Source organism: Paraburkholderia acidipaludis NBRC 101816, assembly GCF_000684975.1.
Lineage (GTDB): Bacteria > Pseudomonadota > Gammaproteobacteria > Burkholderiales > Burkholderiaceae > Paraburkholderia > Paraburkholderia acidipaludis.
Genome location: NZ_BAXZ01000002.1, coordinates 182,298 through 200,362, shown reverse-complemented (window position 1 = coordinate 200,362; position 18,065 = coordinate 182,298). Strand labels below are relative to the sequence as shown.

The following is an 18,065-nucleotide window of genomic DNA, read 5'->3' as shown; positions in this document are numbered from 1 at the left end:
AGCCGCCTCGTTGCCAACCCTCTCCTATACTCATTGAAGGCTGGGCGCCTCATCGGCGAACACCAGCCTCAGAAAGGAGACGAGCATGGAAGGTTATTTCACGATCGGCGACTTCGTGATGATCATCCCGATGGCCCTCGCCGGCGCCCTCTTTCTTGGCGCGCTGCCTTGCTCAACCGAATTCCGGCACAACACGCTGCGCGTGATCGGCGCGTTGCTTGGCGCGCTGGTAGCCGTTGCCCTTGTCGAAACCCTGCCCGCGCTGATGTAGCGGCCTGCCGGAAGACGTCGCACGCGCCGCTCGTTGCGCCGCGTGCGGGTTGACTGCGGTTTGACTTCGGCCTGACTGCGAGCCGCGGACGCGCTTCAGTGCACGCGGTTTCCCGGCTGTAGTCCGCGCAGTTGCCGCAGCGCCGCGCGAAAATACGCGGGGCGCTCACCCGGATTCTCGCCTTCCGCGCGCGCGAGCGTCGGCAGCGCCGTCCACGGCATCGTCGGATGCAGGTGATGCTGGCGATGCAAATGATGGTTCATCAACATCGCGCCGATCCCGCGCGGCAAGCGGAAGTCGCGCGCCCGCCCCGGCTCGTCGAGCGCGACGCCATAGTGCGGCAGGTTGTCGGCCATCGAAAGCCACAAGCCGCGCAGCCACATCGTTACCAGCAGAACCGGCCAGGCCTTGCCGTACAGCGCAAACGCAAGCGCATAGAGCACGCATGAGCCCAGCCAGTCGCGGCGCGCCTGGCGGCGCTTCCTTGCGTCGCCGGCATGGTTGGCGAAAAGCCGCTGAACCTGCGCGCCCTCGGCGCCGTGTGCGCCCACGCCGCGTGCGATCAGCTCGCGCGCGCGCCGCTCCGGCAGGAAGGCCACGAGCGGTACGATCAGTTCACCCAGGTAAAGGCCGCCGAACAGGCGCACGTAATACGCAAGCCGCTTGCGCCAGCGCGGCTCGGTAGCGTCGTCCACGTCGGGACGGTCGAACGGCTCGCGCGTGAAGCGATGATGCATCAGGTGTCCGAAACGAACCGCATCGAACGGCATGGCAAGTCCGATCGCGAGAAGCCGCGCGAGCGTCTCGTTCGCGCGCCGATCGCGCAGCAACTGGCCGTGTATGCCCTCGTGAATCAAGCCCCAGTGGACCGGCGTGGCAAGCACCACCGGCACGAGCGTCGCGAGCAGCGCCAGCGACGGCCCACCCGATGCGCGCACAACGAGCGGCAATCCCGCCAGCTGCCAGGCGAGCGCGAGCCCCGCGAAAACCAGCATCGCGGCATTCGCGCGAATATCGGGCTGCTGCATCGCAGCCCGCGCACGGGTGCCGGCAGCGGCGGTTCGGTCGGCGATCGTGGGCTCCATCGGCTCTCCTCGCGGCAAAGACTGCGGCGACGTTAGCAGCGGAGCATGACAGCGCGAAGAATCGCGCCGGCCGTTGTAATGGGCCGTAATAAGAAAAAACGCCCCGCGTGCGCGAGGCGTCCAGAACCGATACGACGCGAATCAGATGGGCTGATCCGTGGACGGTTTTTCCCAAAGATTGACGCCGCCTTCCATGGCGTAGCGGTCGATCTCCGCGAGTTCCTCCGGCGAGAACTCGAGATTCTTCAGCGCAGCCGCGTTCTCGCGCACCTGCTCCGCGCGGCTCGCGCCGATCAGCGCCGAAGTCACCCGGCCGCCGCGCAGCGTCCATGCGATGGCCATCTGCGCGAGGCTCTGGCCGCGGCGCTGGGCGATCTCGTTGAGCTTCTTCACGTGTCCGATGTTCTCGGCGCTCAGGTGCTCGCCCTTGAGCGAGCTGCCGCCCGGACGGTTCACGCGCGCGTCGGCCGGCACGCCGTTCAGATACTTGTTGGTGAGCAACCCTTGAGCGAGCGGCGTGAACGCGATGCTGCCCGCGCCGACTTCCTCGAGCGTATCGAGCAGGCCGCGTTCGATCCAGCGGTTGAGCATGTTGTACGACGGCTGATGGATCAGCAGCGGCACCTTGTATTCGGCCAGCAGCTTCGCCATCTCGCGCGTCTTCGCGGGCGAATACGACGAGATGCCGACGTAGAGCGCCTTGCCCTGCTGCACGGCGCTCGCGAGCGCACCGGCGGTCTCTTCGAGCGGCGTTTCCACGTCGAAACGGTGCGAGTAGAAGATGTCGACGTAGTCGAGCCCCATGCGCTGCAAGCTCTGGTCGAGGCTCGCCAGCACGTACTTGCGCGAGCCGCCGCCCTGGCCGTAGGGGCCGGGCCACATGTCCCAGCCGGCCTTCGACGAGATCAGCAGCTCGTCGCGATAGGGGCGGAAGTCATCCTTGAAGATGCGGCCGAAATTGGTCTCGGCGCTGCCATACGGCGGGCCGTAGTTGTTGGCGAGATCGAAGTGCGTGATGCCCAGATCGAACGCGGTACGCAGGATCTCGCGCTGCGTCGAGATCGGCGTGGTGTCGCCGAAGTTGTGCCACAGGCCGAGCGACAGCGCCGGCAGCTTGAGTCCCGACTTGCCGCAAAAACGGTATTGCATCTCCGAATAGCGCTCAGAAGCAGCTTCGTAGGCCATTGATTGAATCCTTGACGAAAACGGGGGAAGTGGGCGGCCGGCAACGTGAAGGCGGCCGCCCCGCGCGCGGGTGCGGCGCCGGTCCGCCGCGCGCAAGACGCGGCGGAGGCTGCCATGGTAGCCAATCCGCGCGCGCTCTGCAGAAGCCCACTATGCGGGAAAAAACGCGGGAAAAAGCACGGGGACCGGTGCGGCGCGCGACGCGAGAAAACCGCGCGGACGATCCGCAGCGGCGCCCCCCATGGACGCCGCGACGCCGCTCGCCTACACTGCGGCGTCCGTCCCACCGAAGAGGTTCCCCATGGTCAAGGCGCTTTCGTTCGCGCTGATCGCCTGCGGCGTCGTGCTGCTGTATTTCGGCGGCCAGTCGTTCCATTCGTTTGCGAACGACATGTCACGACTGTTCACCGGCGCGCCCACCGACCGCACGATCTGGCTGATCGCGGGCGGCGTGGTGGCGACCATTGCCGGCCTCACGGGACTCGCCACTTCGGGGCGGCGGCGCTAAGGTCCGCTTGCGCCCGCCCTTCGCCCGGCGCTCCGCTCAGAGCGACACTTCGGGCAACGACGCCGAACGGGTGCCCGGCAGCGGCACGTTGCTCGCGCCGTGATAGGTGAACACGAGCGAGAACTTCACCTGATCGGTCTGGTTCTGGCCCGCCGAGTGCAGCGTATTGCAGTGAAAGAAGACGACGTCGCCGGTCTGCAGCGTCGGCGACACCGCGCGGTCGATCCACGCCTGGTTCTCGGGCAGGTCCGCGCGGAAGAATTTGGAGGCGTCGAAGCGCTCCGAGGTAAACGCCTCCTGTTGCGAGCCCGGCACGAACCAGAGGCCGCCGTTCTCCACCGTCTCGGGCCCGAGCGCCAGCCAGACGGAAACGAGATCGTCGCGTTCGAACGACCAGTAGCGCACGTCGCGATGCCATCCGGTGAGGCTCCCGTAGGCGGGATGCTTGGACATCATGCAGTTGTGATGCGCGCGCGACAGCACCGGCGTTTCCCCGAAATACACCTCCATCCAGCCGGCAATCTCGGGCGACGCCGCCCACTCGCGAAAACGCGGATGGCGCGAGTACGCGTCGAGCAGACGCCGCACCGTATGGCCGCCCGGCGCCTCCTTCGAGACGGGCGCGCCGGGATAGCGCAGATCGGCTTCGAACTCGATGGGGGCGGCCGCCTCGCGCAGTTGCGCCTCGCCGATGCGCTTCAGTTCCTCGCAGCGCTCCGGCGAGACGAGCCCCGGCACCACCACGAAGCCGCGCTCGCGCAGCGCCTGTACCTGTTCCTTCTTTGACTGGACTGACATGGGACTTCCGTTATTCGATGTCTTTGTGTCTTTGGCGTCGAGCCGCGCGAACCACGCGCGCCGATTACCCGATTGTAAAGCGACCAGGCGTTCGGGAAAGCGCACGGCCTTGGGGCGCGCGCACTGTCGTAGCGTCAAAGGGCGGGATCGTGTGCCTCATAAGCGGTCGGACACGGGGTTTCACCGACTTCAGCCCGTCACGAAACGTGTGTAGTCTGTTTCGATGTCGTTTGATTTTGCTGATCCGAATCCGCATGGACGGGCGGCCCGTACGCACTGCGAGGCCCGCCACAGAACGCAAGCCCGGTCCACCGCCCCCTTCGCCCTACCGCGCGCATGCCGCGGGGCGCCCACCGTTTCCCGATATTGCCGAGACAGGCACGTTTGCTGCTGCAAACGAAGCGCCGCGTATGGCGCTACCCGCCTCCGATTCCGCCAAGACCATGCATACCCTTTTTGATAGCCGTCGTCTCACCCATGCCGCACTGAAGGCGGCACGTCCCGCGCGCCGCCATGTGATGCGCGCGCTGCGGCACCACGCCGCGCGCACGCGCGCGCTCGCCTCGCAGGTGCGCGAAGCCAAGCCCGTCGACGGCATGCGCACCTGGTTCCATTCCTTCTTTGCCGTGCTGCGCATGCGTTCGGGCACGCGGCATTTCTCGCTGCGCACGCTGCTGTATCGGCCGAATATGCCGCTGCAGGCATTCAGCGCCGTGGGCACCTCGGCAAGCGCCAACCGCGCTCCGAGCGGCGCGCGCCGGCCGCGCCGCACATCCGCCAGCAGCACGGGATGGTTCGCGTTCGCCATGCGCTGAGCGCGAAGAGCGGCGCAGGCACGCTGGACCGGCTACATCTCGCGACCGACGCGCCGTACCTCAGGCAGAAGAAAACAATCGAGGGCGGCGAACCCGCCCCCTTACGACGCTTGACGCGTCTCAGGCCAGCGCGCCCACCGGCTCGGTGCCGGCGGCTTCGGCCAGCACGAGCGCCTTGTCGGTCGCTTCCCACGAGAATTCCGGCTCTTCGCGGCCGAAGTGGCCGTAAGCGGCCGTCTTCTCGTAGACCGGACGCAGCAGGTCGAGCATCTGGATGATGCCCTTCGGACGCAGGTCGAAGTGCTCGCGCACGAGCTTCGTGATCGTCGCGTCCGAGACCTTGCCGGTGCCGAACGTGTTGACCATTACGGAAGTGGGCTGCGCCACGCCGATCGCGTACGACACCTGGATCAGGCAGCGCGACGCGAGGCCCGCGGCCACGATGTTCTTCGCGACGTAACGGCCCGCATAGGCGGCCGAACGGTCCACCTTCGACGGATCCTTGCCCGAGAACGCGCCGCCGCCGTGCGGGGCTGCGCCGCCATACGTGTCGACGATGATCTTGCGGCCCGTGAGACCGCAATCGCCCTGCGGGCCACCGATCACGAAACGGCCGGTCGGGTTCACGAGGAACTTGATGTCGCCCTTGATCAGGTCGGCCGGCAGCACGGGCTTGATGACCTCTTCGATCACGGCTTCGCGCAGCGTGGGCAGGTCGATGTCCGGCGAATGCTGCGTCGAGAGCACGACCGTGTCGATCGCGAACGGCTTGCCGTCGACATAGCGGATCGTGACTTGCGACTTCGCATCCGGGCGCAGCCAGGGCAGGCGGCCGTCGCGGCGCAGGTTCGACTGGCGCTCGACGAGGCGGTGCGACAGGTGGATCGGCAGCGGCATCAGTTCGGGCGTTTCGTCGCACGCATAGCCGAACATCAGGCCCTGGTCGCCGGCGCCCTGGTCGAGGTTGTTGTCGTGCGCGCGGTCCACGCCCTGGGCGATGTCCGGCGACTGCTTGTCGTAGGCGACGAGCACCGCGCAGCCGCGGTAGTCGATGCCGTAGTCGGTGTTGTCGTAGCCGATGCGCTTGATCGTGTCGCGCGCCACCTGGATGTAGTCGACGTTCGCGGTCGTGGTGATTTCACCGGCGAGCACGACGAGACCCGTGTTGCACAGCGTTTCCGCTGCAACGCGCGAGTACTTGTCCTGGGTGAGAATGGCGTCGAGGATCGCGTCCGAGATCTGGTCGGCAACCTTGTCCGGATGGCCTTCGGAGACGGATTCGGAGGTGAAGAAATAATCGTTTGCCACGCTTGTGACTCCTGTAGCTGGTGACGGTTGAGTTTCACGTAGCCAACTTCGGGAGGTCTGAAGCGGCGACGCTTTAGCGGATTTCCTGTCCGGCTCGCGCCCGATCGTGGGTTGGATCCTGAACGGATCGGCACGATCTGCTGCCAGCCGGCTTCGCCCCGCAAGTTGTCTATTAACTCGGCGAAGCCCTTATTATAGCGACTTCCTTAATTTGTCGCAGAGTGCCGCCGCGTGCAGCCCACCGCATTCGCCCCCGTTTTCGTTCCTGCTGGCCTCGCTGCCGCTGTCCACGCATCGGCGCCCGACGTGAGAGCCGCCGCATGATAGGCAAGCTCGGCTCCCATTTCGCCATCGGCCTGCTCAAGCTGTTCGCGATCCTGCCCTACGGCTTCGTCGCCCGTCTCGGCGACGGGCTCGGCTGGCTCCTCTACCAGATTCCCAGCCGCCGCAAGCGCGTGGTCCACACCAATCTCAAGCTCTGCTTCCCCGATTGGAGCGACGAGAAGCGCGAAGAGGTGGCAGGCCTGCACTTTCGCCATGCGATCCGCAGCTATCTGGAGCGCAGCGTGCAGTGGTTCGGCTCCGCGAAGAAGCTCGAACAGCTCGTGGAACTCGACAGCGAGATCGACCTCACCGATCCCGACCTCCCGCCCACACTGTTCCTCGGCCTGCACTTCGTCGGCATCGAGGCGGGTTCGATGTTCCTGAACTACTCGCTGCACCGGCCCTGCGGCTCGCTCTACCAACCGTTCTCCAACCCCGAGTTCGAGGCGGCCGCCAAGGCCGGGCGCAGCCGTTTCGGCGCGGAGATGGTGAGCCGCGCGGACAGCGCGCGCGTCGTGCTGCGCTGGCTGCGCGACCGCAAGCCCGTGATGCTCGGCGCGGACATGGACTACGGCGCGCGCAATTCGACCTTCGTGCCGTTTTTCGGCGTGCCGACCTGCACGCTGACCGCCGTGGGCCGGCTCGCGAAGGTGGGGCATGCGCAGGTGGTGCCCTTCATCGGCGAGGTGCTGCCGAACTACAAGGGCTACCGGCTCAAGGTGTTCAAGCCGTGGAACAACTACCCCACCGGCAACGACGAAGAGGATGCGCGGCGGATGAATGCTTTCCTCGAAGAGCAGATTCCGCGCATTCCCGAGCAGTACTACTGGGTGCACAAGCGGTTCAAGACGCGGCCGCCCGGTGAGCCAGGCGTGTATCGTTAAAGGCACCTGCCCGGCGGCCTTCGCCAGGGCAGGCGGGTGGCGAAGGCCCGTACCTCACTTACAATAGCGGCATGAAGCTCAAGTTCACCAAAATGCACGGCGCCGGCAACGACTTCGTCGTGCTCGACGGTTACAGCCAGCCGCTCGCGCTCGCGCCCGAGCAAGTGCGCGCGCTCGCCGACCGTCACTTCGGCATTGGCGCCGACCAGTTGCTGCTCGTCGAAAAGCCCACCATCGAGGGCGTCGATTTTCGCTATCGCATCTTCAATTGCGACGGCGGCGAAGTCGAGCACTGCGGCAACGGCGCACGCTGCTTCGTGAAGTTCGTCCGCGATCGCAAGCTCACCGAAGCAAAGCGCGTGCGCGTCCAGGTCCAGAACGGCACGATCGCGCTCGCGATGCAGGACAACGGCGAGGTCGTGGTGGACATGGGCAGCCCGGTGTTCGAGCCGGCGCGCGTGCCGTTCGACGCAGGCGGCCTCGAAGGCCGCCGCGAGGGCAACGACACGCTCTGGCCGCTCGATGTGAACGGGCAAACCCGCTGGATTTCGGTCGTCTCGATGGGCAACCCGCATGCCGTGCAGGTGGTGGACGACGTGGAAGCCTTCCCGGTGCTCGCCGACGGCCCCGTGGTCGAGGCGCACCCGCGCTTTCCCCACAAGGTCAACGCCGGCTTCATGCAGATCGTCTCGCGCCATGAGGTGCGGCTGCGCGTGTACGAGCGCGGCGCGGGCGAAACGCTTGCCTGCGGCACGGGCGCCTGCGCGGCCGTGGCCGCCGGCATTCGCCGCGGGCTGCTCGACTCGCCGGTCCTCGTGCATACGCACGGCGGCGCGCTGACCATCGCCTGGGACGGCGCGCGCGACGAATTCGCCGCGCTCACGATGGCCGGGCCGGCCGCAACCGTATTCGAAGGTGAAATCGAACTCGCCGACTGAATGCCGACCGAAGCCGGCGTCCGGTTCACCCGCTTTACCGCTGTCATGCCGGCGCCTTGCGCGCCGTCCGTCCACAACGCGCCACCAACATGAACGATCGCGAAGTCGCCGACTACCTGATTGCCAATCCCGAGTTCTTCGTTGAGCACGCCGAACTGCTTGCCGCCATCAAGCTCGGCAACCCGCACGGCAAGGCCGCCGTGTCGCTGCAAGAGCGGCAGATGGAAATGCTGCGCGAGAAGAACAAGCATCTGGAGCGCCGCCTTTCGGAGCTGCTGCGCTACGGCCACGAGAACGACAGCATTGCGACGAAGTTCGCCCGCTGGACCCAGCGCGTGATCGCCGAGCGCGATCCGTACGCGCTGCCGCGCACGATCACCGAGAATCTGCTCGACGTGTTCGACGTGCCGCAAGCGGCGCTGCGTCTCTGGGACGTGGCCGAAGCCTATGCGCAAGCCGATTTCGCGCGCCACACCGGCGAGGAAGTGCGGCTCTTCGCCAGCAGCCTGGCCGTGCCCTACTGCGGCGCGAACTCGGGCTTCGAGGCGGCGCAATGGCTCGACGCGACCGATGGCGCGTCGGAATCGGTCGCGCTGATCGCGCTGCGCGCGCCCGCGGCGGACGGCAGCAGCGAGCCCGAAGGCAACGTATTCGGCCTGCTGGTGATGGGTTCGCCCGATGCGCGCCGCTTTCACGACGGCATGGCCACGGACTTCCTCACGCAGATCGGCGGGCTTGCGAGCGCGGCGCTTACGCGTCTCTTGCCGCACTGAGCCTGAGCGAAACCGACGCACGACTGAAACGAAAGACGCCGCCACCGTGAACCCGACCGATCCGATCGCCGACTACCTCGCGAGCCTCGAGCACGAGCGGCGGCTTTCGGCGCACACGCTGCGCGGCTATACGCACGAGCTCGACGAACTCAAGAAACTCGCGAACGGCCGGCCGCTCGCGCAGGTGAGCGCCGCCGACGTGCGCGGCGCCGTGGCGCGCGCACACGCCGGCGGCCTTTCGGCGCGCTCGATCGCGCATCGGCTTTCGGCATGGCGCGCGTTCTATCGCTGGCTCGCGGGCCGCATCGAGCTCGAGGCGAACCCGGTGGCCGCCGTGCGCGCGCCCAAACGCGCTAAGACGCTGCCGAAGGCGCTCTCGGTAGACGACGCGCAGCGCCTGATGGAAGCGCCGCCGCCCGTCTCCGGCGCGGCCGGTGTTGCCGGCGACGGCGCCGAGTCGCTGCGCGACCGCGCGATGCTCGAACTGTTCTACTCGTCGGGACTGCGCCTCGCCGAGCTCGTGGGGCTCGACGTGCGTTACGTGCGGCGCGACGCCTACGAATCGGCAGGCTGGCTCAAGCGCGACGCCGCCGAAGTCGAAGTCCACGGCAAGGGCAACCGGCACCGGATGGTGCCGGTAGGCCGCAAGGCGCTCGACGCGCTCGACGCATGGCTCGCCGTGCGCGACACGCTCGTCAAGCACGACGACGCCCCGCTCTTTCTCTCCGTGCGCGGCAACCGCATGGCGCCCGGCGTGGTACGCGAGCGCGTGAAGCGCGCGGCGATCGCGGCGGGCATTCCGGCGAACGTCCACCCGCACGTGCTGCGGCACTCGTTCGCCACGCACCTGCTGCAGTCGAGCGGCGACCTGCGCGCGGTGCAGGAGCTGCTCGGCCACGCGAGCATCGCGGCCACCCAGGTCTACACGTCGCTCGATTTCCAGCATCTCGCGAAGGTCTACGACACCGCGCATCCCCGCGCGAAGAAACGCGACTGATGCAACGGGGCAGGCTCGAGCGGCGGCGTTCGTCGGCCGCCGCGCGCCCCGCTTTTCCGTACTGAACTCACCATGAATATCGTCACGCTCAAACCGTCGAAAGAAAAATCCCTGCTGCGCCGCCATCCGTGGGTCTATGCGAACGCAATCGACCGCGTGGAGGGCAAGCCCGCCTCCGGGGCGACCGTCATCGTGCGCTCGCACGACGGCCGCTTCCTCGCGCGCGCCGCGTACAGCCCGCACTCGCAGATCCGCGTGCGCGTCTGGAGCTTCGACGAAAACGAACCCATCGACCACGCGTTCTTCAAGCGCCGCGTGCAGCGCGCGGTCGCGCACCGCCAGGCCATGGTGAGCCGCACCGGCGCCGTGCGCCTGATCTTCGGCGAGGCCGACGGCCTGCCGGGGCTGATCGTCGATCACTATGTCGCGGACCGAGCCGATGGCGCCGCGGGCCGCGGCCAGCTCGTCTGCCAGTTCATGGCGGCGGGCGTGGAGGCGTGGAAGGAGGCGATCGTCGGCGCGCTCGCGGCGGCCACCGGCTGCCCGAACGTCTACGAGCGTTCGGACGTGTCGATCCGCGAAAAGGAAGGGCTCGAACAGATCACGGGCCGGCTCGCGGGCGACGAGCCGCCCGAAACCATCGTCACGAGCGAGAACGGCGTGCGCTATCACGTCGACGTGCGCAACGGTCACAAGACCGGCTTCTACGTCGATCAGCGCGACAACCGGGCGCTCGTGCAAACCTTCGCTCAGGATCGCGAGGTGCTGAACTGCTTCTGCTACACGGGCGGCTTCTCGCTCGCGGCGATGAAGGGCGGCGCGAAGCGCGTGGTGTCGATCGACTCCTCGGGCGAAGCGCTCGCGACGGCGCAAAAGAACGTCGAGGCGAACGGTTTCGATGCGGCGCGCGCGACGTGGCTCGACGCCGACGCCTTCAAGACGCTGCGCCGTCTGCATGAAGAAGGCGAGCGCTTCGATCTCGTGGTGCTCGATCCGCCCAAGTTCGCGGCCTCGCGCGAGCACGTGGACCGCGCCGCGCGCGCGTACAAGGACATCAATCTGACGGGCCTGAAGCTGCTGCGCCCGGGTGGCCTGCTCTTCACGTACTCATGCTCGGGCGCGATCGATGCGGAACTGTTCCAGAAGATCGTCGCGGGCGCGGCCGCCGACGCGAAGGTCGATGCGCGCATCCTCAAGCGTCTGGGCGCAGGCGTGGATCACCCGTTGCTGACCGCGTTCCCGGAAGGCGAATACCTGAAGGGCCTGCTGCTGCAAGTCGCCTGAGCGGCCCGATGGGAGGAGGCCACGGCTCCCTCGTGCCTCGTCGATCTTGCCCCATATCTGGCGGAAGCCGGGCAAAAGCAGCGCCCGGCCGGGGTGCTTCCAGCGTCCTGGCCTCAGATATGTTTCAATAGCTAGTTATGTTGTAACACTGGACGACGGCCACCGCGCCCGCCTTTTGGGCGCGCCTTGCGGCCGGCGCCGGTTTCCGATCGCACAGCACCCGTACAGAACAGGCACCCAGCATGGCAACCATGATCCCCGTCACCATCCTGACCGGCTTCCTCGGCAGCGGCAAGACCACGCTGCTCAAGCGCATCCTGAACGAACAGCACGGCATGAAGATCGCCGTGATCGAAAACGAGTTCGGCGAAGAGAACATCGACAACGAAATCCTCGTGCAGGACAGCAACGAGCAGATCATCCAGATGAGCAACGGCTGCATCTGCTGCACGATCCGCGGCGACCTCGCGCGCGTGCTCGGCGACCTCGCGCAGCAAAAGCGCGACGGCAAGCTCGACTTCGACCGTGTGGTGATCGAGACCACCGGCCTCGCGAATCCGGGCCCGGTCGCGCAGACGTTCTTCATGGATAACGAAATCGCCGACGAATTCCTGCTCGACGCGATCATCACGCTCGTGGACGCGAAGCACGGCAACCATCAGCTCGACGAGCACGAAGTGGTGCAGCGCCAGGTCGGTTTCGCCGACCGCCTGTTCATCACGAAGGCCGACCTCGTGGACGAAAAGGAACTCGCGAATCTGCGCCATCGCGTGCTGCACATGAACCCGAAGGCGCAGGTGCGGCAGGTGAATTTCGGCGAGGCGGACATCAAGGAAGTGTTCGACCTGCGCGGCTTCAACCTGAACGCGAAGCTCGAGATCGACCCGGACTTCCTCGCGGAAGACGAGCACGATCATGCGCACACGCACGCCCACGCGCACGACGATCATGGCCATACGCACGATCACGACCACGCCGACTGCGACCACGATCACGGCCAGTGCAACCATGAAGGCCACGACCACGGCCATCACCACCACGCGCACCACGACGACAAGATCAAGTCGTTCGTGTACCGCAGCGATCGCCCGTTCGACCCGAACCGCCTCGAAGACTTCCTCGGCGGCATCCTGCAGATCTACGGCGAGCGCCTGCTGCGCTACAAGGGCGTGCTGTACATGAAGGGCGTGGATCGCAAGGTGGTGTTCCAGGGCGTCCACCAGATGATGGGCAGCGACCTCGCCGCCAAATGGCTGCCGGTCGAGAAGAAGAACAGCAAGATGGTGTTCATCGGCATCGAGCTGCCGCAGGATCTCATCACCGACGGCCTCGACGCCTGTCTCGTCTGATCTTTACCCCGGCCGGCCCGTGCGCCCAGATGCGCCGGGCCTGGCCGCGCCAGTTTCCCGCCCCGCCGGCCATACCCCGGACGCCGCCGCCGTCTGCCAGCCCACGCAATAACGTGCCCGACCATCGCTTTTTCACTTGCGGCGCGTTATATTTTCTGGATATCGACTGAAGCGCGCCGGTAGCGGAAAGGAAGGGATTTCCCGCTTGCAGTGCCGGTTTGCGATTCAGTTACAATACGGCCCCACTGGAATGCAGGCAGCGCCCGCGCATTACGCCGAACCGGCGTGAGCCGGGCAAGCAAGAGCGTACGGCTGCGCCGACAGTGCGGAAAGTACGACGAGTACGAGCAAATGGGCAACCACCGGAAAATCCGGTCCGGATGGTCTGGCCCTACCGGCGGAACGCGGGCAGCGCGCCGCGTCGCAGCGGGCAGCCGGTATGAAACATGCCTCAGGAGCATCTGAAGACCGGTTTCCAGAGGAGTTCGGCCCCGCAGCGGCGCTTTGGCGTCACGACAGCGCATCGTCCGTGCCATCAGCGTTTGAGCATAAAAGAAAGGCGCGTAATACAAGGCCATTGCGGGTAACACAAAAGTGCAGGCAATATGTGCAAGTTTTGCCTCACTCATTGAAGAAGCAAGCCAGATGACGACGAAACGACTCTTGACTGAAGCCGAAATCCTGAAGATGAGCGACAAGGATTACATGAATGAGGATCAGCTCGCCTTCTTCAAGAACCGGCTCGAACAGCTGCAGGCGGAAATTCTCCGCAATGCGGGCCAGACCACCGAGAACCTGCGCGAAACCGTGATCGTGCCGGACCCGGCCGACCGCGCGACCATCGAGGAAGAGCATGCGCTCGAACTGCGCACGCGCGACCGCGAACGCAAGCTGCTGAAGAAGGTGCAGCAGTCGCTCGCGCGCATCGACTCGGGGGAGTACGGCTGGTGCGAGGAGACCGGTGAGCCGATCGGCATTCCGCGTCTGCTCGCGCGGCCCACGGCCACGCTGTCGCTCGAGGCGCAGGAGCGCCGCGAACTGCGCCAGAAGCTGTTCGGCGATTGATCGATCCGCCGGCGCGCCGCCGCGGGTGCGCGCTGGAGTTCCCGCCTTCTACATGAAAGCGCACGGAATCCCGTGCGCTTTTTTGTTTTGCTTTTTGCGTTTTCGCGAGCCGGAGCGCTCCTTTCCCGCCGGCTTTTCCGGAATGCCGGCTCTTGAACTGCCTATACCCGCCCTAAACTTGAATCGACAACGCGTCAGAGCCACGCGCCGTCCCGCGTGTGCTGCGCGCTCCGTATTCCGGACGCGGCGCCTGCGCCCGCAACCGCGCCCGTCCGCCCACACCCGGCATCAACGGTAAAAAGGAACCCACATGGAGCAATTTCACGGCACGACGATCGTTTCCGTGCGCCGCGGCGACAAGGTCGCCCTCGGCGGCGACGGCCAGGTCACGCTCGGCAACATCGTCATGAAGGGGGGCGCGAAGAAGGTCCGGCGCATCTACGGCGGCAAGGTCATGGTCGGCTTCGCCGGCGGCACGGCCGACGCGTTCTCGCTGCTCGACCGCTTCGAAGCCAAGCTCGAAAAACACCAGGGCAACCTCACGCGCGCCGCCGTCGAACTCGCGAAGGACTGGCGCACCGACCGCATGCTGCGCCGCCTCGAAGCAATGCTGATCGCCGCGGACGCGCAAACCACCCTCGTCATCACCGGCAACGGCGACGTGCTCGACCCCGAAGGCGGCATCTGCGCGATCGGCTCGGGCGGTTCGTACGCACAGGCCGCGGCACGCGCGCTCGTCGACAACACCGAACTCTCGCCGCGCGAGATCGTCGAGAAGTCGCTCGAAATCGCAGGCGACATGTGCATCTACACGAACCACAACCGCGTGATCGAAACCATCGAGTAACCCCGGACAGACGCCAAGGAATCAGGATGAGCACCATGACCCCCGCCGAGATCGTCTCGGAACTCGACAAGCACATCATTGGCCAGGCGAAAGCGAAAAAGGCCGTGGCCGTCGCGCTGCGCAACCGCTGGCGCCGCCAGCAGGTGGCCGAGCCGCTGCGCCAGGAAATCACGCCGAAGAACATCCTCATGATCGGGCCGACGGGCGTCGGCAAGACCGAGATCGCGCGCCGTCTCGCAAAGCTCGCGGACGCGCCGTTCATCAAGATCGAAGCGACCAAGTTCACCGAAGTGGGCTACGTGGGCCGCGACGTCGACAGCATCGTGCGCGACCTGATCGAGATTTCGGTCAAGCAGACGCGCGAGTCGGAAATGCGCAAGGTGCGCAGCAAGGCCACCGACCAGGCCGAGGACCGCATTCTCGACGTCCTGCTGCCGACCGCTCGCCCGGTGGGCTTCGGCTCGTCGTCCCCGGAATCGGGTCACAGCGATAGCGAGAATGCCACGCGCCAGACCTTCCGCAAGCGCCTGCGCGAAGGCCAGCTCGACGACAAGGAAATCGAGCTCGACGTCGAGCTGCCGCAAGCCGGCATGGACATCATGGGGCCGCCGGGCATGGAGGACATGACCGAGCAGATCCGCTCGATGTTCGCCAATCTGGGCGGCGGCAAGAAGACGCGCCGCAAGGTGAAGGTCAAGGAAGCGCTCAAGCTCCTCACCGACGAAGAAGCCGGCAAGATGCTCAACGACGAAGAGGTCAAGCAGAAGGCCGTGCAGAACGTCGAGCAGAACGGCATCGTATTCCTCGACGAGATCGACAAGATCGCCTCGCGCAACAACGAAGGCAGCGGCGGCGAAGTCTCGCGCCAGGGCGTGCAGCGCGACCTGCTGCCGCTCGTGGAGGGCACGACCATCAACACGAAGTACGGGATGGTCAAGACCGATCACATCCTCTTCATCGCGAGCGGCGCCTTCCATCTGGCCAAGCCGAGCGACCTGATCCCCGAACTGCAGGGGCGTTTCCCGATTCGCGTGGAACTGGACTCGCTCTCCGTGAAGGACTTCGAAGCGATTCTCGTCGCCACCGACGCAAGCCTTGTCAAGCAGTACCAGGCGCTGCTCGCCACCGAAGACGTGCGGATCGAATTCGCCGACGACGGCATCCGCCGCCTGGCCGAAATCGCGTTCTCGGTGAACGAAAAGACCGAAAACATCGGCGCGCGCCGGCTCTACACGGTGATCGAAAAGCTGCTGGAGGACGTGTCGTTCTCGGCCGGCAACCATGCGGGCGAGAGCGTGACGGTGGATGCCGCTTACGTGGACCGCGCGCTCGGCGAAGTCGCTCAGGACGAAGATCTGTCGCGCTACGTGCTGTAAGTGCCTTAGGCACTTTTCGGCGCCGGATATGCGCAGCGCCGCTGCGCTGCATGCAAAGGGCCCCGCATCGCGCGGGGCCCTTTTTCATATGGGCGTCACTTCGTGGCAGCCGGCGCTTACTGGCGCACCGGGCGCTTCGCCAGCTTGCGCTGCAGCGTGCGCCGGTGCATGTTGAGCGCGCGCGCCGTGGCCGAGATATTGCCGTTGTGCTCGGCCAGCACACGCTGGATGTGCTCCCATTCGAGCCGCGCGACGGAGAGCGGAGCCGGGTGCTCGATGGCCTCCTCCGCCTGCAGCGTGCTGGAATCGCTTTGCAGTGCCGAGAGAATCATCTCGACGTTCGCGGGCTTCGCGAGGTAGTTGTCGGCGCCGTCTTTCACCGCTTGAACCGCCGTGGCAATGCTCGCGTAGCCGGTCAGGATCAGCATGCGCGCGTCGGGCTGCAGCTGGCGCAGCGGCGCGACAAGAGAAAGGCCCGAGTCGCCGCCCAGATGCAGATCCACCGTGATCTGCGCGAACTTCTGCTGGTTCGCGAAGCGGATCGCCTCGTCCGCGTTGTGCGCCTGCTGCACCTGATAACCGCGTCGCGTCAGGCCGCGCGTGAGGATGTCGGAGAACACCTCGTCGTCGTCGATCACCAGAAAATTCATATCGCTCATGCCTGCTTCTCCGTGTTGTTAGGCGGCGCCGAGCCGGGCCGGCCGGCGCCTGCTGAACCGATATCCGGGGCCGCCGCGTCGGCGGCGTGCGCGGCATTCGCCGCAGCGCTCTTGCCAACCTTCACCGGCACGCGCAGCAGCGCGCGCGTGCCGCGCGGCCTGGCGGGGCGGCCCACCGCGGCGCCTGCTCCTGTGCCGGCGCTGCCGCCGTCGGTCACGGCTGGCCCCGCGCCCGCCGCGACATCCGTCAGTTCGATCGTGCCGCCCAGCCGAGCCGCGGACGAAAACGCCAGATAAAGGCCCACGCCGTGCCCGCCCTGGGTGCTCTCCACCGGCACGGTGCCGAGCGCGTTGCGCAGCGAGGACGGAATGCCGGGCCCGGCGTCGCAGACCTCGAAATCGACGTAGCCCGCGCGCGACGCCGGATAAGCCCGCAGCGTGACATGATCTCGACTGGCGCGCGCGGCATTGTCGAGCAGAATAGTCAGGATCTGCCCGACGGCGACGCTGTCGTCGAGGCTCAGATCGGCAGGCGGCTCGCCGGTCTGTTCGAACGCGACGTGGGGGTGACGCAGCCGCCACTGCTCGACGAACGGACCGAGCCATTCGGCCAGCGCCTGGCGGCTGACCTGCGACGACGCGCGGCTGCGCAGCCGCGCAAGCGCCGACGTGCACAGCGAGATCTGCTTGTCGAGCAGGTCGAGGTCGGCGGTATAGGGCGTGAGGGCTTTGTCGGTGCGGGCCATGTCGCGCAGCTCTTCGGTGAGCATCGCGATGGTCGAGAGCGGCGTGCCGATCTCGTGCGCCACCGTCGCCGCCTGCACGCCGAGCGCGACCGCGCGCTCGTCGCGCAACAGGCGCTGCTGCGCGTCGCCGAGCGCGGCGTCGCGCTGGCGCAGCGCGCGCGACATGCGCGCCACGAACCAGACGATCAACCCGACGCTCACCATGAAGTTCACCCACATGCCCGCGCGGTAGTAGACGAACAGGTTGGCGGGGTTGTCCATGTCGAGCGCGACGTTGTCGAAGCCAAGCAGCACGTAGCACGCCACCGCGAAGGTGGCGAGCCAGCCCGTGAGATACCACGGCAGCACGGCCGCGGCGATCGCGAGCGAGGGCAAATAGAGCGAGACGAACGGATTGGTTGTGCCGCCAGAAAGAAACAGCAGCGCGGAGAGCGCGGCGAGATCCACCCAGATCTGGCCGAACAGCTCGAGATTCGACTCGGGACGATCCTGCGCGACGCGCATCCAGGTCACGCCGTTGAACGCCACTTCCATGGCGATCACGAACAGCATGGCCGGCAGCGGCAGATGCACGCCGAGGAAGCACTGCACGAATGCAATCGTGCAAAGTTGGCCGAAGATGGCGAGGCTGCGCAGCCAGAACAAATGGCGAAGATTGACGCGTGCGCTGACGGTGATGCGATTCATAGGGTCAGTTTACCGGTTCATATGAATCCGGCTCATTATCCCGAAATAATCTGATGCACTGAGACTCGCCGGCCGCATGCCGACGCTGTGGAACCTTACCGCCGCGCACGGACGATCGCGCCCGATTTCCCGCATCTTCACCAATAATCTCGCCGCGCCTTTGATG

17 protein-coding genes and 1 pseudogene are annotated in these 18,065 nt (G+C 66.2%); 12 read left to right on the top strand and 6 right to left on the bottom strand.

The genetic code is table 11. From position 1 onward, the window contains the following. Nucleotides 1–85: 85 nt before the first annotated feature. On the top strand, nucleotides 86–271 hold the full coding sequence (locus BAC01S_RS01985; RefSeq protein ID WP_027793253.1) for a hypothetical protein: 186 nt from the start codon (nucleotides 86–88) through the stop codon (nucleotides 269–271). Between the two features lie 95 nt (nucleotides 272–366). Here the strand turns inward: BAC01S_RS01985 and BAC01S_RS30045 are convergent, their stop codons facing one another. Together BAC01S_RS30045 and mgrA are read right to left on the bottom strand one after the other, a co-directional pair. Further along, nucleotides 367–1,356 (bottom strand): fatty acid desaturase family protein, encoded by a 990-nt coding sequence (locus BAC01S_RS30045; protein ID WP_245616477.1) that lies wholly within the window; start codon nucleotides 1,354–1,356, stop codon nucleotides 367–369. Between the two features lie 141 nt (nucleotides 1,357–1,497). Beyond that, nucleotides 1,498–2,541: an L-glyceraldehyde 3-phosphate reductase gene (gene mgrA, locus BAC01S_RS01975; RefSeq protein ID WP_027793252.1), complete on the bottom strand. Its 1,044-nt coding sequence runs from the start codon at nucleotides 2,539–2,541 to the stop codon at nucleotides 1,498–1,500. Nucleotides 2,542–2,842: 301 nt separating this feature from the next. Between mgrA and BAC01S_RS01970 the strand changes: the two genes are divergently transcribed. Further along, on the top strand, nucleotides 2,843–3,049 hold the full coding sequence (locus BAC01S_RS01970) for a DUF3185 family protein (protein WP_027793251.1): 207 nt from the start codon (nucleotides 2,843–2,845) through the stop codon (nucleotides 3,047–3,049). A gap of 36 nt (nucleotides 3,050–3,085) precedes the next feature. Here the strand turns inward: BAC01S_RS01970 and BAC01S_RS01965 are convergent, their stop codons facing one another. Continuing rightward, on the bottom strand, nucleotides 3,086–3,847 hold the full coding sequence (locus BAC01S_RS01965) for a phytanoyl-CoA dioxygenase family protein (RefSeq protein ID WP_027793250.1): 762 nt from the start codon (nucleotides 3,845–3,847) through the stop codon (nucleotides 3,086–3,088). Between the two features lie 443 nt (nucleotides 3,848–4,290). Here BAC01S_RS01965 and BAC01S_RS01960 point away from each other — a divergent pair, with 443 nt between their 5' ends. Then, complete coding sequence (locus BAC01S_RS01960; protein ID WP_027793249.1) at nucleotides 4,291–4,662, top strand: hypothetical protein; 372 nt, start codon at nucleotides 4,291–4,293, stop codon at nucleotides 4,660–4,662. Between the two features lie 120 nt (nucleotides 4,663–4,782). Here the strand turns inward: BAC01S_RS01960 and metK are convergent, their stop codons facing one another. After that, a complete protein-coding gene (metK, locus tag BAC01S_RS01955) occupies nucleotides 4,783–5,970 on the bottom strand; it encodes a methionine adenosyltransferase (protein WP_027793248.1) in 1,188 nt (395 codons plus the stop codon). 320 nt (nucleotides 5,971–6,290) lie between these two features. Here metK and BAC01S_RS01950 point away from each other — a divergent pair, with 320 nt between their 5' ends. The 9 genes from BAC01S_RS01950 to hslU all read left to right on the top strand — a co-directional run bounded on the left by BAC01S_RS01950 (nucleotide 6,291) and on the right by hslU (nucleotide 15,807). Further along, a complete protein-coding gene (locus tag BAC01S_RS01950) occupies nucleotides 6,291–7,178 on the top strand; it encodes a lipid A biosynthesis lauroyl acyltransferase (RefSeq protein ID WP_027793247.1) in 888 nt (295 codons plus the stop codon). Nucleotides 7,179–7,249: 71 nt separating this feature from the next. Further along, complete coding sequence (gene dapF, locus BAC01S_RS01945; RefSeq protein WP_027793246.1) at nucleotides 7,250–8,116, top strand: diaminopimelate epimerase; 867 nt, start codon at nucleotides 7,250–7,252, stop codon at nucleotides 8,114–8,116. An 89-nt stretch (nucleotides 8,117–8,205) separates the two neighbouring features. After that, a complete protein-coding gene (locus BAC01S_RS01940) occupies nucleotides 8,206–8,889 on the top strand; it encodes a DUF484 family protein (RefSeq protein ID WP_027793245.1) in 684 nt (227 codons plus the stop codon). 46 nt (nucleotides 8,890–8,935) lie between these two features. Continuing rightward, nucleotides 8,936–9,886 carry a tyrosine recombinase XerC gene (gene xerC, locus BAC01S_RS01935; protein WP_027793244.1) on the top strand — a complete coding sequence of 317 codons (951 nt, stop codon included), beginning with the start codon at nucleotides 8,936–8,938 and terminating at the stop codon, nucleotides 9,884–9,886. Nucleotides 9,887–9,958: 72 nt separating this feature from the next. Next, nucleotides 9,959–11,170, top strand: a complete 1,212-nt coding sequence (locus BAC01S_RS01930; protein ID WP_027793243.1) for a class I SAM-dependent rRNA methyltransferase — start codon at nucleotides 9,959–9,961, stop codon at nucleotides 11,168–11,170. Nucleotides 11,171–11,421: 251 nt separating this feature from the next. Then, nucleotides 11,422–12,519, top strand: a complete 1,098-nt coding sequence (locus BAC01S_RS01925; protein ID WP_027793242.1) for a CobW family GTP-binding protein — start codon at nucleotides 11,422–11,424, stop codon at nucleotides 12,517–12,519. Between the two features lie 645 nt (nucleotides 12,520–13,164). Continuing rightward, nucleotides 13,165–13,584, top strand: coding sequence for an RNA polymerase-binding protein DksA (dksA, locus tag BAC01S_RS01920; protein ID WP_027793241.1), 420 nt, complete (start codon nucleotides 13,165–13,167; stop codon nucleotides 13,582–13,584). Nucleotides 13,585–13,894: 310 nt separating this feature from the next. Continuing rightward, nucleotides 13,895–14,431 (top strand): ATP-dependent protease subunit HslV, encoded by a 537-nt coding sequence (gene hslV / locus BAC01S_RS01915; RefSeq protein ID WP_027793240.1) that lies wholly within the window; start codon nucleotides 13,895–13,897, stop codon nucleotides 14,429–14,431. 26 nt (nucleotides 14,432–14,457) lie between these two features. Beyond that, complete coding sequence (gene hslU / locus BAC01S_RS01910; protein ID WP_027793239.1) at nucleotides 14,458–15,807, top strand: ATP-dependent protease ATPase subunit HslU; 1,350 nt, start codon at nucleotides 14,458–14,460, stop codon at nucleotides 15,805–15,807. 116 nt (nucleotides 15,808–15,923) lie between these two features. Here hslU and BAC01S_RS01905 read toward each other — a convergent pair whose 3' ends face one another. Continuing rightward, complete coding sequence (locus BAC01S_RS01905; RefSeq protein WP_027793238.1) at nucleotides 15,924–16,466, bottom strand: response regulator transcription factor; 543 nt, start codon at nucleotides 16,464–16,466, stop codon at nucleotides 15,924–15,926. Between the two features lie 124 nt (nucleotides 16,467–16,590). Further along, nucleotides 16,591–17,899 (bottom strand): annotated as a pseudogene (locus tag BAC01S_RS30040) (ATP-binding protein); the annotation flags it as partial. Nucleotides 17,900–18,065 lie beyond the last annotated feature (166 nt).

What these genes read in the sequence shown, in the direction of transcription:
- BAC01S_RS01985 (WP_027793253.1), top strand. Translation starts at nt 86, where the DNA reads ATGGAAGGTTATTTCACGATCGGCGACTTCGTGATGATCATCCCGATG.
- BAC01S_RS01940 (WP_027793245.1), top strand. Translation starts at nt 8,206, where the DNA reads ATGAACGATCGCGAAGTCGCCGACTACCTGATTGCCAATCCCGAGTTC.
- BAC01S_RS01930 (WP_027793243.1), top strand. Translation starts at nt 9,959, where the DNA reads ATGAATATCGTCACGCTCAAACCGTCGAAAGAAAAATCCCTGCTGCGC.
- hslU (WP_027793239.1), top strand. Translation starts at nt 14,458, where the DNA reads ATGAGCACCATGACCCCCGCCGAGATCGTCTCGGAACTCGACAAGCAC.
- BAC01S_RS01905 (WP_027793238.1), bottom strand. Translation starts at nt 16,466, where the DNA reads ATGAGCGATATGAATTTTCTGGTGATCGACGACGACGAGGTGTTCTCC.
- BAC01S_RS01950 (WP_027793247.1), top strand. Translation starts at nt 6,291, where the DNA reads ATGATAGGCAAGCTCGGCTCCCATTTCGCCATCGGCCTGCTCAAGCTG.
- BAC01S_RS01965 (WP_027793250.1), bottom strand. Translation starts at nt 3,847, where the DNA reads ATGTCAGTCCAGTCAAAGAAGGAACAGGTACAGGCGCTGCGCGAGCGC.
- BAC01S_RS30045 (WP_245616477.1), bottom strand. Translation starts at nt 1,356, where the DNA reads ATGGAGCCCACGATCGCCGACCGAACCGCCGCTGCCGGCACCCGTGCG.
- dapF (WP_027793246.1), top strand. Translation starts at nt 7,250, where the DNA reads ATGAAGCTCAAGTTCACCAAAATGCACGGCGCCGGCAACGACTTCGTC.
- BAC01S_RS01960 (WP_027793249.1), top strand. Translation starts at nt 4,291, where the DNA reads ATGCATACCCTTTTTGATAGCCGTCGTCTCACCCATGCCGCACTGAAG.
- BAC01S_RS01925 (WP_027793242.1), top strand. Translation starts at nt 11,422, where the DNA reads ATGATCCCCGTCACCATCCTGACCGGCTTCCTCGGCAGCGGCAAGACC.
- mgrA (WP_027793252.1), bottom strand. Translation starts at nt 2,541, where the DNA reads ATGGCCTACGAAGCTGCTTCTGAGCGCTATTCGGAGATGCAATACCGT.
- dksA (WP_027793241.1), top strand. Translation starts at nt 13,165, where the DNA reads ATGACGACGAAACGACTCTTGACTGAAGCCGAAATCCTGAAGATGAGC.
- hslV (WP_027793240.1), top strand. Translation starts at nt 13,895, where the DNA reads ATGGAGCAATTTCACGGCACGACGATCGTTTCCGTGCGCCGCGGCGAC.
- BAC01S_RS01970 (WP_027793251.1), top strand. Translation starts at nt 2,843, where the DNA reads ATGGTCAAGGCGCTTTCGTTCGCGCTGATCGCCTGCGGCGTCGTGCTG.